Origin of the sequence: Moraxella sp. CTOTU48717 (assembly GCF_032057165.1) — a bacterium.
GTDB lineage: Bacteria > Pseudomonadota > Gammaproteobacteria > Pseudomonadales > Moraxellaceae > Faucicola > Faucicola tetraodonis.
Map to the genome: position 1 here is coordinate 1 of NZ_DAMBBC010000016.1, position 13587 is coordinate 13587.

Annotated in this window: 12 protein-coding genes and 1 tRNA gene; 6 read left to right on the forward strand and 7 right to left on the reverse strand. The window is 41.8% G+C overall.

What is annotated here, in order from left to right:
* The first annotated feature begins 268 nt into the window (after nt 1–268).
* Nucleotides 269–2362 carry a catalase gene (locus RT084_RS09600; protein ID WP_312385812.1) on the forward strand — a complete coding sequence of 698 codons (2094 nt, stop codon included), beginning with the start codon at nt 269–271 and terminating at the stop codon, nt 2360–2362.
* Nucleotides 2363–2419: 57 nt separating this feature from the next.
* On the opposite strand, the gene RT084_RS09605 is transcribed toward RT084_RS09600, so the two are convergent.
* Nucleotides 2420–2510: transfer RNA gene (locus RT084_RS09605), tRNA-Ser, on the reverse strand.
* 126 nt (nt 2511–2636) lie between these two features.
* Between RT084_RS09605 and RT084_RS09610 the strand changes: the two genes are divergently transcribed.
* Together RT084_RS09610 and RT084_RS09615 are read left to right on the forward strand one after the other, a co-directional pair.
* Entirely contained in the window at nt 2637–3572 is a 936-nt protein-coding gene (locus RT084_RS09610; RefSeq protein WP_313099598.1) for a DNA/RNA non-specific endonuclease, read from the forward strand.
* Between the two features lie 257 nt (nt 3573–3829).
* The gene (locus RT084_RS09615; RefSeq protein WP_138017827.1) at nt 3830–4204 is read left to right on the forward strand and encodes a DUF2147 domain-containing protein; all 375 of its coding nucleotides are present in this window, start codon (nt 3830–3832) and stop codon (nt 4202–4204) included.
* 144 nt (nt 4205–4348) lie between these two features.
* Here RT084_RS09615 and RT084_RS09620 read toward each other — a convergent pair whose 3' ends face one another.
* The gene (locus RT084_RS09620; RefSeq protein ID WP_409519597.1) at nt 4349–5674 is read right to left on the reverse strand and encodes an ammonium transporter; all 1326 of its coding nucleotides are present in this window, start codon (nt 5672–5674) and stop codon (nt 4349–4351) included.
* A 122-nt stretch (nt 5675–5796) separates the two neighbouring features.
* Entirely contained in the window at nt 5797–6135 is a 339-nt protein-coding gene (locus RT084_RS09625) for a P-II family nitrogen regulator (RefSeq protein ID WP_007115809.1), read from the reverse strand.
* 709 nt (nt 6136–6844) lie between these two features.
* Here RT084_RS09625 and murD point away from each other — a divergent pair.
* Nucleotides 6845–8248 (forward strand): UDP-N-acetylmuramoyl-L-alanine--D-glutamate ligase, encoded by a 1404-nt coding sequence (murD, locus tag RT084_RS09630; RefSeq protein ID WP_313099664.1) that lies wholly within the window; start codon nt 6845–6847, stop codon nt 8246–8248.
* 37 nt (nt 8249–8285) lie between these two features.
* The gene (ftsW, locus tag RT084_RS09635; RefSeq protein WP_180949439.1) at nt 8286–9494 is read left to right on the forward strand and encodes a putative lipid II flippase FtsW; all 1209 of its coding nucleotides are present in this window, start codon (nt 8286–8288) and stop codon (nt 9492–9494) included.
* On the opposite strand, the gene gluQRS is transcribed toward ftsW, so the two are convergent.
* From gluQRS to RT084_RS09655, 4 genes are all read right to left on the reverse strand, one after another.
* A complete protein-coding gene (gene gluQRS, locus RT084_RS09640; RefSeq protein ID WP_313099605.1) occupies nt 9491–10453 on the reverse strand; it encodes a tRNA glutamyl-Q(34) synthetase GluQRS in 963 nt (320 codons plus the stop codon). The two genes, ftsW and gluQRS, sit on opposite strands and share 4 nt — an antisense overlap.
* A complete protein-coding gene (gene dksA / locus RT084_RS09645) occupies nt 10446–10883 on the reverse strand; it encodes an RNA polymerase-binding protein DksA (protein WP_036594643.1) in 438 nt (145 codons plus the stop codon). The genes gluQRS and dksA overlap by 8 nt, the downstream gene beginning before the upstream one ends.
* Before the next feature lie 225 nt (nt 10884–11108).
* A complete protein-coding gene (locus RT084_RS09650; RefSeq protein WP_313099608.1) occupies nt 11109–11936 on the reverse strand; it encodes a metallophosphoesterase in 828 nt (275 codons plus the stop codon).
* Between the two features lie 181 nt (nt 11937–12117).
* Nucleotides 12118–12570, reverse strand: coding sequence for a Fur family transcriptional regulator (locus RT084_RS09655; RefSeq protein WP_313099611.1), 453 nt, complete (start codon nt 12568–12570; stop codon nt 12118–12120).
* A gap of 352 nt (nt 12571–12922) precedes the next feature.
* Here RT084_RS09655 and RT084_RS09660 point away from each other — a divergent pair, with 352 nt between their 5' ends.
* Nucleotides 12923–13324: an ATP synthase subunit I gene (locus tag RT084_RS09660; RefSeq protein WP_313099614.1), complete on the forward strand. Its 402-nt coding sequence runs from the start codon at nt 12923–12925 to the stop codon at nt 13322–13324.
* The last annotated feature ends 263 nt before the right edge of the window (nt 13325–13587 follow it).

The window sequence follows — 13587 nt, forward strand, 5'->3', positions numbered from 1 at the left end:
TCAGCTCCCTATTCCAAATCACCCTCTTTATTCGTTTAAAGGGGGTGTTTTTTTGTCAAAATAACATGCAGTATTAAGATGTTAATTTTATTCTTTTTATATATGCTGCATTAATAACCTACTTGTTACATAGCTTTACGCATTTTCACACTGTAAATTTTTGAATCCTATATACTAATTACATCAATGTCGATCCTTTTTTAACCTTAGGCGAACATTTGATGTTTTCTAAAAAATTACAAATATAATTAAATATCTAGGATAAAAAATGACACAAAAGCCCGTTAAACCAGAGCCAAATATGAATATTCAGCAAGGCAATGCTGGTGAAACTCATCAGCAGGCTGATAATAATTCAACCAATTTGACTACGCAGCAAGGTATTGTTATTGCAGATAATCAGAATTCGCTAAAGGCAGGTCGCCGGGGTCCTGCATTGCTGGAAGATTTTATTTTACGTGAGAAAATTACCCATTTTGACCATGAACGTATTCCTGAGCGTGTTGTACATGCTCGTGGTACGGCAGCCCATGGTTATTTTGAATTAACCAAATCATTAGAGCAATTTACCACAGCTAAGGTATTAACAGAGGTGGGCAAGCAAATCCCATTATTTGCTCGTTTTTCAACGGTAGCCGGTGGTGCGGGATCGATTGATACACCGCGTGATATTCGCGGTTTTGCCGTCAAAATTTATACTAAAGAGGGAAACTGGGATTTAGTAGGTAATAATACCCCAGTATTCTTTATTCAAGATGCTATTAAATTCCCAGATTTAGTGCATGCTGTCAAGATGGAACCGGATCGTGGTTTTCCACAAGCTGCCTCAGCGCATGATACTTTTTATGATTTTATTTCATTGAGCCCAGAAACATTGCACAATTACTTGTGGGCAATGAGCGATCGCGGCATTCCACGCAGCTTGCGTACGATTGAAGGCTTCGGTATTCATAGTTATCGCTTTATTAATGCCCAAGGTGAAAGCACGTTTGTACGTTTTCACTGGCGTCCACGTCTTGAACTGCAATCGCATGTTTGGGATGAAGCGGTGAAAGTGGCAGGTGCTGACCCTGATTATCATCGTCGTGACTTATTTGAAGCATTACAACAAGGTGATGAGGTTATTTGGGATTTTGCTGTTCAGTTGTTCACCCAAGAAAAAGCGGATGAATTCGCTTTTGACCATCTAGATGCTACTAAACTTATTCCAGAAGAATTGGTACCACTCAAAGTAGTTGGTAAGATGGTATTAAACCGTTATCCCGATAACTTCTTTGCTGAGACAGAGCAAGTGGCTTTCTGTCCAGCAAACATCGTACCCGGTATCGACTTTAGTAATGACCCCTTACTACAAGGTCGTTTATTTAGTTATCTTGATACCCAGCTGTCGCGTTTAGGTTCACCAAATTTTGCGCAGTTGCCAATTAATGCACCAAAATGCCCATTCCATAATATGCAGCGTGATGGTCATATGCAGATGCAAATTCCTAAAGGTCGGGTCGCTTATGAACCACAAAGTTTGGAACCAGAAAAACCACGTGAAAATCCCGCAGTAGGCTTTAAATCATTTGCTGAGGATTTAAGCCAAGGCAATGATACCGTTAAAGGTCGTATCCGTGCAGAAAGCTTCGCAGACTTTTATAGTCAACCACGTATGTTCTATCGTAGTCAAACCCCCATTGAGCAGGCGCACATTGCTTCAGCGATTGTGTTTGAGCTTTCAAAAGTTGAGACACCCTATATCCGTGAACGCATGGTTGCGCAGTTGTTAACGGTTGATGAAACATTGGGTAAACGCGTGGCCGATGGGTTAGGGATGAAACCAGTGCCGAAACCGATTGAGCCGGCTGTTCCGGTGCAAGATTTGCCATTATCGCCAGCTTTACAGTTGATTGGCAAAGCTAAACCAACGCTTGAAGGTCGTAAAGTTGCTATTTTAGTCGCAGATGATTCAAATGCAGAAATGCTTGAAAAATATAAAGCGGCGATTACCGCAGCCAAGGCAACACCCTTTATAGTAGCGCCAAAAATTAGTATTACGTTAAACAATGGTGAAACCATTGCTGCTGACGGTCAATTGGCGGGTTCTCCTTCTGTCTTGTTTGATGCAATCGTTAGTATCATTATGCCAGAGCAAGCGAAAAAATTAGCCAAAGTGAGTGAAGCGATTGCGTGGTTTAAAGACGCGCACGCCCATCTAAAAGCGATTGCTTATTGCGGTGCGACGGATGAATTTATTCTAATTCCTCAGCACATTGAGAAAGATGCCAGTGTGGTGGCTTTAAAGGAAATAGATACCTTTATTGAGAAGGCCAAATCGCGTGAATGGGATCGTGAGCCTAATGTGCGTGATTTAGCATAACTCATCAACCCCGCAACAAAAAAGCTAGCTTAATAATAAGCTAGCTTTTTATTTATTTGGCGGAAACGGAGGGATTCGAACCCTCGATACGCTATTAACGTATACACACTTTCCAGGCGTGCGCTTTCGACCACTCAGCCACGTTTCCAATCGAGTTGCAATTCCAAAATATAGGTAATCGCAAAACGGACGCCTATTTTACCCAAAATAATGCCAAATGTCATGTATAATTAATCAATTTTCATCGATGGCTAGAGTTGGTAAGTTATAGCGTATGAGTTGTCATCAGCGTTTTTCCCACAAATCACTGTCACAGATGCTAGTAGTGATAGCTTTATCCTTATTGCCCTTATGGGCACATTCAAGCACCGCTTTAGATTATCGCAAACAGCACCTCAATCAATGCGGCAATACCTATGCTAACCAACAAAGTCCGCAGCCACTCTCGAATCAACCACTTGAGATTTATTATCTATGTCTAAATGGCTTTGCTGTGGGCTATTCGTCACTCAGTAAAACCGCTTTGTGGTCAGCGGAGTATTTGACGCGAGCGCGTATTGAAAAAGCGAGTGAACTAGCTAGGGTTGATAATTTTCACGAGGAAAGTCAGCTGCCTAATCGGGTTAAAGGCTATTTAGCTGATTATCGTAACGTACCTTATGATCGTGGACATCTAGCGCCGAATGCAGATATGAGTACGCTTGAATCACAATATGACAGTTTTAGCCTTGCCAACATTGTACCGCAAAATCCTGTCAATAATCGTAGCACTTGGCGAGACATTGAGTCCCGTACCCGTTACCTAGCGATCAAACACAACCGTATCTATGTGGTGACAGGGGTGGCTTTTATCAGTAATCGGGTTAAGAAAATTAATAACAATATATTAGTACCCAGTCATCTGTACAAAGCGATTTATATTCCAAGTCTACAACAAGCAGGGGTTTATTTTGCACCTAATGATGATAGTCAGCGAGTGGAAATCATTAGTCTGGATGAGCTTGCGGTAAGAATAGGCGTGGATGCCATGCCAGGCTTGTCAGGAAAGGTACAAAAAACGGCAATGTCGCTGCCTATCGATGACTATTCGAGCGCTACAAAAAACAAAAACACGCCAAAATCAGAACCCGATAACCAGCAAATTTTATTAGTCTTAGTTAATTTAGTCTTGACCATTTTTGAATGGATAATCAGCCTATTTAAATCCTAAAAATGGTAATTATACACAAATGACTGATTAGTCAGTTTACGCTTTTGGGATTTTTTCAAAAAATAATCATTTAAAAATCAAATACTTAATTATAAAAAAACGAGAAATTTTGCCCTGTAAGGATGTAGAAAACTATTAGTAACTTTTGCGTATTAAAAAATATCTTTACCTCAAAACCATTTTGGCTATAATGATTGTCAATGGCACTGCATCTCACTTCCCTTACTTTTTTGCAGTGCACTACAGAAGGAACTGTTATGAAAATTTCTCTTAAATCAATCAGCGTTGGTGTTGCTCTTTCTACTTTAAGTGTTGCTGCTATGGCTGCCGATCCAATCGTGGGTACCTGGCAAACTTATGAAGACAATCAACCAAAAGCCCAAGTTCAAATCTCACAAACAGGTAGTACTTTCACCGGTAAAATCGTTGCGGGTAATACTGAAAAAGCAAAATCTTTTGTTGGTAAAACTGTGTTAACAGGCGTTAAAGCAGCGGGTAATGGCAAATATGCGGGTAAAGCAAAAGACCCACGTTGGGGCTTTGGATTAGGCGCAGATATTTCAGTAAGTGGTTCAACCTTGACTTTATCTGTTCCAGTCAAAGGCAGCCAAACTTGGAAAAAAATTAAATAATCGCTACTGATTTGAAATCTCAAAAAAGCTAGATATCACTATCTAGCTTTTTTATTTGTCTAATCCCAAGTTTTGTAGAGTCTTTTAGTATGCTTATATAAAAAAATAGGCTGATTGAATCAGCCTATGTTTACCATTCTTTGTCTATTCGATACGTTCACCATGTACAGCCAAATCAAGACCTGTGTATTCATCTTCATCAGTGACACGTAAGCCCATGGTTAATTGAATCACTTTAGCAATAATGAAAGTCACAATCGCGCAGTAAATGATAACCGCAAACACGCCTTCTAATTGTACCCATACTTGACCCATAGTGGATAAAGCCAGTGGTTTGCCAGTGATAGCAGGACTCACAAAGACACCTGTCAATATGGCACCGACGATACCACCAACGCCATGCAATCCAAACGCATCCAAGCTATCATCAATTTTTAACAGACGTTTGAGATAGTTGACTGCATAAAAGCAAACCAATGAGGTGATGATACCAATCGCTAATGCGCCTGCTACCGTCACAAAACCTGCCGCTGGGGTGATACCGACTAAACCCGCCACTGCGCCTGATGCACCGCCCAATACAGAGGCTTTACCACGGACTAATTTTTCGATGGCAAACCAAGTCAATGCCCCTGCCGCTGCGGCTACTTGCGTGACGAGTAGGGCATTACCTGCCAATGCATTTGCCGCCAACGCACTCCCGCCATTAAAGCCAAACCAACCTACCCAAATCAAACCCGTACCAATTAAGGTTAAAGCCAAGTTTGAAGGTGCCATTGGATCACGGTTATAGCCATTACGTTTACCTAAAACAGCCGCCAACACAATACCTGCTACACCTGCATTAATGTGCACGACCGTACCGCCTGCAAAGTCTAGCGCACCATCTGCCATCAACCAGCCGCCGCCCCAAACCCAGTGACAAATCGGTGCATACACCAATAATACCCAAAGGGCAGTAAACACCATGAAGCTACTAAATTTAATACGTTCAGCAATCGAGCCTGCTAAGATTGCCACAGTGATAATGGCAAAGGTCATTTGAAAAGTGACAAATAACAGGGTGGGTACGGTACCGGTTAAATCACCTAACCCAATATTAGATAACAGGGCATTATCAAAACCGCCAACAAATTGATTAAAATCGCTGCTGCCAAACGCCAGCGAATAACCCAACACAATCCAAATGATAGATACTAACGCCGTGGCACCATAACTGTGTGCCATCGTCCCTAAAATATTCTTTTTGCGCACCATACCTGAGTAAAACAATGCCAACCCTGGAATAGTCATTAGGAGTACTAATGCAGTAGAAATTAATACCCAAGCGGTGTCGCCCGCATTTAGCGTAGGCGTGTCAGCAGCATGAGCCACCAATGGAGATAACAACAATAATGATAAAATTGATTTAGTAGATACTAGTGGCTGTGAAAATTTGGCAAAAGCTGCCCTTGTAATGACGGCATTCATCGTAACCCCCTTAAAATTATTTGAGATAGTCGTTAAGCGGCTTGATAAGTCTGCGTTAATGTTTAAAGGATGGTCGACTTTAAAGTTTAACAAGCGCTGCGGCAACGACAGTCATGATAGTGTTAGATAGCATTAGCGCCCGTTTCACCCGTACGGATACGAATCACTTGTTCTAATGGTGATACAAAGATTTTGCCATCACCGATTTTGCCCGTACTAGCCACGCGAGTGATAGCTTCAATCGCTGCATCAACCATTTCGTCAGTCACTGCAATTTCTAACTTAACCTTCGGTAAGAAATCAACCACATACTCAGCACCACGATACAATTCAGTATGACCTTTTTGACGACCAAAACCTTTTACTTCGGTAACAGTGATACCTTGCACACCAATCTCAGAGAGTGACTCACGCACATCATCTAGTTTGAACGGTTTTAAGATAGCCGTAATTAATTTCATAATAATTTCCTTTTAAGTGCCGCTTATGGTTGGGTTAGTTACTAGCTGCTGTAGTGGCTTAATAGCGGTTACCCTAAACAGCATTCGTATAGCGAGTTGAAAATGGTAGTTTCGATAATTCAAAAGCTATGCCAACTTTCAAAAATGTCCTATTTTTAAGGGGGTAAAAAATACAACTTATTGAAAATAAAGCAAAAACTTTTTTGTGGTTTCAATGCGACCATCACACAGAAAACGTAATTTTATTATAACCAAAAAATAAAAATTCCTCTAATGTAAATCAGCTATTGCACCAAAAAGGTTATTTGGGTGCCATTAACGATTTTGTAGATAAATTTTAGAATTATTTTAATAATTAGCGATAAAAATAAAAAGATTGCACTAAAAAAGTGCATTTTACTGGCTAAAATCGTTAAATTTGTTGGGTAAGACAGATACAAAGTATATCCGCATCACAAAAATCATAGCATTTAAACTGCCTTTTATTGCAGCAACTACAAAACATGAAAACTCACATTTAATCGCAAAACTTTTTGTCATAAAATGGTATGATAGAAAACGTTTTTTAGCTTATGCGGCAAGTATGGTTATTGCCTTAGTTAGCGGTACCTTTATTTAAGTGTTACAAGTTTAAGTGTTACAAGGAATTCTCGTGAGCCAACTCTCTGCCACCCAATCACCCGTTTCACCTGCTTCAACCAACCAAAGCATGCCATCAGCATCAAGCATGATTCAACGTGGCAATGGATTACAAGTGGTGGTTGGACTTGGCAAATCAGGCTTGTCGGCAGTCAACTATTTACACGCGCTTGGCTACCCCGTAGCTGTCACTGATGCAGGTCTGCCCAAACTTGCCGAGCATTTGCCAACCGATATAGTGACCAAATTTGGGGCATTAGATGCCGAGCTGTTAGCAGTGGCAGATCGCATTATCATCAGTCCTGGTATTGACCCTTATTTGCCGGTGTTTGATGGCGCACGTGCGAGAAAAATCGCGATTGTCAGTGATATTCAATTGTTCCATGAGGTAGCTAAACAGCGACATATTCCGATTATTGCAATTACCGGCTCTAATGCCAAAAGCACTGTCACCACACTGGTTGGCGAGATGGTCAAAAATGCGGGGGTTAAAGTCGGTGTCGGTGGTAACTTGGGAACGCCCGCGCTTGATTTGTTACTTGAGCCCATACAGATGGCGGTGCTTGAGTTATCCAGTTTTCAACTACAGACCACCACCAATTTGGCCGCTAAAGTAGCCACCGTGCTTAACATGTCGCCTGACCATCTAGATCGCCATGGCAATATGCTCGGCTATCACCAAGCCAAACACCGAATATTCCAAGGCGTGCAATCCATTGTGGTCAATCGCGAGGACTTGCTTAGTCGCCCGTTGGTATCCGATGATATGCCCACCATTAGCTTTGGTAGTAACGCACCGGATATGAATCAGTACGGATTGATAAAAGATAGCGATGGTGAAATCTGGCTAGCACGGGGTCGCGAGCGGTTGCTCAATGAAAAAGACGTGCCGATCAAAGGTGAGCATAACTTGATGAATGCGCTGTCAGCCCTAGCAATTGGCGAACTAGCAGGTCTGCCGCTAGACAGTATGTTAACAACATTAAAAAACTTTGTCGGGCTGCCACATCGCTGTGAATTTATCACAACCACCCATCAGCTCGATTGTTTTGACGACTCCAAAGGCACTAACATTGGCTCGACCATCGCGGCAATTTTGGGGCTAGGTAAAGTATATGCGCCCAAAGGCAAAAAACTCGCTGTGATTTTGGGCGGGCAAGGTAAAGGTCAAAACTTTGCTGAACTGGCAAAACCCCTGATGGATTATGCGCAAGTGGTGTACTTTATCGGTGAAGATGCCGATAAAATCGCGGCTGATTTGGCATCAGCGGGGTTGGATAGTCACAATCCTACAGGGATTGTGTTAACCAAATGCCAAACCCTAGAACAAGCGGTCAATCAAGCTTGGCAAGACCAGCCAACATTCCCGGCTTTAGGCGTATTGCTGCTATCACCTGCTTGTGCAAGTTTTGATCAGTTTAGTGGCTATGTGGAACGTGGACAAGTTTTTCAACGCTTAGTCAAACCCCAATAATCATTCGCTAGTGTATTTTTAATATTTAGGTTGTGTTATGCCCGCGCCCCATTCGACTTCTTCGTCACTTTCTTCATCCCTCTCAGCTAATAGCGTTTCTACTAAGAAAAGCCGCCAGTGGATTCCGCCCATCAATTCGGTGCTATTGACCACGGTAGCAACCATCATGGTATTTAGTCTGTTGATGGTGGCGTCCGCGTCAATACCTTTTGCACAAACCAAAAAACTGGGTGATTTTTACTTTTTTTATCACCAATTGGCGTACATGGCAATCGGTGCAGTTCTTGGTTTACTGGTATATTTTATCCCGCTTCGCAAGACGTTTCGCTTAGATTTTATTATGTATGCGCTGCTGGCTTGTCTTTTGCTGATTATTTATACCCTAATCGGTGGGTCAGTGATTAATGGCAGTAAACGCTGGATTGAACTGGGTGGTATCAATTTTCAGCCCTCTGAATTGGCAAAGTTGTTGATGATTTTGTACACCTCAGATTATCTGGTGCGCCGATCAGAAGAGATTCGCAACCATTGGAAAGGCTTTTTGCGGCTAACACTGATAGCCATGGGGCTGATCTTATTTATCATGTTGCAGCCTGACTTTGGCTCGGTGGTGATTATTGCGACCTGTATTGCGGCGATGATTTTTGTCGGTGGCTTACCCATGCGCCAGTTTTTTATCATCATGGGTGCCATGTTTTTGGCAGGCACCATGGCGATTATGGGGGCAAGTTACCGACTAAAACGGGTAACCTCGTTTTTAGATCCGTTTGATGACTTAAAAAATAGTGACTATCAGTTAGGTCGCAGTATTGTAGCCTTTGCCCGCGGTGAATGGTTTGGTGTCGGCTATGGGGAAAGTATCCAAAAACTCTCCCATTTACCGGAGGCGCATACCGACTTTTTACTAGCGATTACCGGTGAAGAGTTAGGCTTAGTGGGTGTGTCGTTTTTACTGGTGTTACAAATTATTTTGGTCACTACGGTTATGCGCATTAGCTACCAAGCGCTAGCACGGCACCAAACACGCTTAAGCTATTTTGCGTTTGGGGTTGGGATTTTGTTCTTTGGGCAAATTTTCGTCAACGCTGGCATGACCATGGGGATGCTACCTACCAAAGGGTTGACCATGCCATTTTTTAGCTATGGGGGTTCTTCTATGGTGGTTAATCTGATTATCGTCGGATTATTGATGCGAATTATCAAAGAAAGCCCAACGATTCCTGCCAATCAATGTCGTTATTATTAATGGGTTGCCAAAAGATTTTGTAAGCTATCGACTTCAATACGCTGTTTGCCTTGCAGCGGCGTATGATTCCATTGGTAAACCGCCTGCTCGAGCATCGTGGTTGGTTTATCCATATCAATCGGTGGCTGTTGTAATAATTGCAGTGCGGTCTTAATAAGTTGGGGTGCAGGGTAGGATTGAATCGGCTCAGCAAGCGTTTGTTTAGACAGTTTTTGCCCTTGTGCATTCACCAAAATGGGTAAGTGATAATACTGCTTGATAGGCTGAAAATTTAAATAATCGGCAATCACCATTTGTGGTATCGTCAATGGTAATATATCCAGACCTCGCACGATTTGATTGACGCTTTGTTGCGCGTCATCAATTACCACCGCAAGCATATAATTAATCATGCCTTTGTTGGCTGTTTGAGCCTTTGAGAAAGACCGCCCAATGCGCCGCCTTCTGACCACAATATCACCCTGTTCTCGTTGCGGATTGCCTGAAATCACCCCTTGCAGCTGATCGAAAAAAAGCATTGGGTTATCTGGCATCACTAAGCGAATGGCATGATCGCGCGATAGCCGCTTATGGACACAGATTCTAGGATAAGGGTATTGGGTGTTGCGGTGGGCGAGTTGATAAGTTTGCAGGGATTTACGACTGCAATCACAGCCATAACTGACTGCTTTTAGCTGCTCATCCAATAACGCGTGATACGTGTTTAGGTGTTGCGACTGGTAACGAACGTTACCATCCCAGTGCAAACCTAATCGCTCTAAATCTGCTAAAATCAAATCGCTAAATTTTGGATGACAGCGCTCCGTATCAGTATCTTCAATGCGTACTAGCCACTTGCCTTGCGCTTGTTTAGCGATACAGTAACTGGCGATCGCAGTCACCAGTGACCCCAAATGCAAAGCTCCCGTCGGAGAGGGAGCAAAGCGACCAATAACAGGAGATGTTGATAAATTAAGCATGACCCCATGCTTGTTTTTCTTTAATCTCTGATAAGGTTTTGCAATCGATACATTGGGTCGCGGTTGGACGGGCTTCTAAACGACGCAGACCAATCTCTACACCGCAAGTCTCACAAAAACCGTAATCGCCACTGTCAATCTCAGCAATCGATTTATCAATCTTGCGAATCAGTTTACGCTCACGGTCACGCGTGCGCAGTGCCAACGCAAACTCTTCTTCTTGGGTAGCGCGGTCATTAATATCGGGCATCGCCGTTGATTCATCTTGAATATAAGATTTGGTTGATTCAGCTTCGCTAATTAACTGCTCTTTCCAATCTAATAAAATTTTTCTAAAATGCGCAAGCTGTGCGTCATTCATATATTCTTCTTCAGCCGCTGGCTGATATGGGGTAAAGCTTAATTCACGTTCATTTTGGGCAGATGCCATAGCTAATTCCTTTAAAAACCGATAGTGATACAATTTTAAGTTTACAATTTCATTACGAGTTCAGCACTTAAGCCAATGACATCGCGTTATTAACGCTTTAAACACTGCAATTCGCCAGTATATGAAATCAAACTAAAATAAACGCTAAAACCTTAATAAACAAGCTAACCAAACTTTCACGACATTAAGTTTATGAACATAAGTTCAACAACCATGAAAAATTAGTCAGATAGTATCTGTTCTTTTGATACCAGTTGCAAGTAACCCATTGTTATATAAATTTATCCAACGTAAACCAGGCGCAATTTCGTCAATGGTATAATCTTTACACAAGGGTTTAAACTGTAGGCTAGTTGATGGGCAGCCAAACACAGATATCCCATAAGTAATCTTATGCATTTCTTGGTGAATATGACCGACAAATATAGCTTTAATGCGGTCTAGATACGGCATTACCACTTCCCAAAAACGGTCCGCATTGATTAGGGTGTACTCATCAAGCCATGTTGAATCGATTAATACCATCGGATGATGACAAAAAATTGCACAAGGACGATTGGCGTTCGCTAACTGTTGCGCCAGCCACAGCAATGACTGCTCGTCAATTTTGCCATGACTGTGTCCCTCACAAGAGGAGTCTAATAACAGTAAGTCCCAATAATCGGTGGCAATACTATAGCAGTTTTGCAGACGAGAATCTGATTTGACTGGCAAATGACGGCGCTGGGCAAAAGGTAGATGATTATCAAGCTCTAGGGTCACATCATGATTGCCTGGGATGGCTATAAACGGAATGTTGACGTCGTCTAAGGTTGCAAATAAACGGTCATAATTTTGTGGGGTGGGTTCATGGCATAAATCCCCCGTCAGTACCAATAAATCAACATCATTGCGCTGTTGTCGAACTAAGGATAATACCGACTCAAATGTGTCTGCGGTATTAACGCCATTCATTAACTTATTTGGGTCATCAAAGAGATGCAGATCACTTAATTCAATAATTGAAAAATAATCAGCATGGTGTTGTGATATCGAACTTGGCAGTAACGTCACTCAGTTATCCTTAGAATAATGACGGTAATCGTGGCAGTACAACTTTATCAAACAACGGTTAATTGACTTAAGTCAATCAAATAAGGCATGTTTTATATCACAAATGCGCATAATTGACAAACACAATAGCAAAATAATTGTTGGCAGAGTCTCCTTCTAAGCATTCGATAAAAAAAGGTGACTATTGGCAGCGCTGACAAACACCTGAAAGCTCAATAATACTTGACTGAGTGGCAAAATTGGTCGATTGCTCAACCTCAGTTAGCATGGTCTGGATAGATGGGCGGCTAAACTCTTGTACCTCGCCACAGCATCGACAGACCAAAAAAGCGGCAACATGGCGATCGGTGGGCTGAGAGCAAGCAAAAAATGCCTTGCTGGAATTTAATTGATGAACCAAGCCATGCCTGAGCAAAAACTCCAAACTACGATATACAGTTGGCGGTGCGACGACTTTTTCGCTCGCTGATTGCAGTAAATCCAATAATTCATACGCCCCAATGGGCTGAGCGGCAAGTAGAATCAAACGATACACCTGCTCTCGCAGTGCAGTAAAACGTAAACCTTGCGCTTGGCAATCTTGTTTTATCTGAGCAATCTGTGCTTCAATCTGCTCGGCGGTCATTTGTGGCATACACATAGACATAGATAGGTGGCGACAATTTACGTCGTAACTATTGGTTGATTGACTATGGGCTGATTGAATAGAATTTCTAGCTGATTGAATAGAACGTTGGGTCATATCACATAAAATCATCAATAACTATCAAATTACTTTAGCATGAAAACCGCATAATTTGTCTGAGAAATTAGCAGTTCGGCTATAAAACTACCCGACAATATAACAAGTCTAATAACACACTATTCATAATGATTAGCGATTAACGTCAGCGTAGATAAAACAACCTTTAGCCAAATTTTTAATCAAGATTCTGCTATACTACTTTTATCATTCCTGCCCATAATCAGCTAGCCGTTATTTTGCTATGTCAAAACCTGCCAAGCCATTTGACCCACAGTCTATCCAACAATCTATCAACAAGCAGTCATGGCTGATACTTGGGCTGGTTGCCATCGGTGTTGCGTTGGATGTTTGGCAAGGCAATAGCCAGTATACCGTGAGTAAAAATTTGCTAGCCGGTAGTGTGCTAGGGTGGGTGAGTCAAATCATCTTTGCTAAAATTTCCCTGAGCAAATCGGGCTATCAGCAGCGTCGTCAAATTGTTCATCGTTTTTACCAAGCGCATATGGCAAAGTGGGTGTTGACCATTGTTGGGTTTGCACTGATTTTTTTGCTGTTAAAACCGCTAAACGCCATTGCGGTATTCGCGGGGTACTTAATTTTGCAAATGAGTTACCTCATTATCACTTACCGAAATCCTTGGTAAAAAAAGGCTATTTACAATTATTTGGTAATAACAGAAATAACCTAAACTAAATCACAAATAAATCCATTTAATCCTTTACAAAAAGGTAACAGTTGAATTAATATAGTGAAAATTTTTTAAAGGTGCGATTGCTCAGCGCTAATTGGCTAAAAAGAATTAGTTTTCAAGCAATTGCATATATGTTTTACTGATGACCCACTTATTTGAGTCAAGCAAAACACAGTAGGTCGATAGCCTATATTATTACGTTGATAAACAAGTTG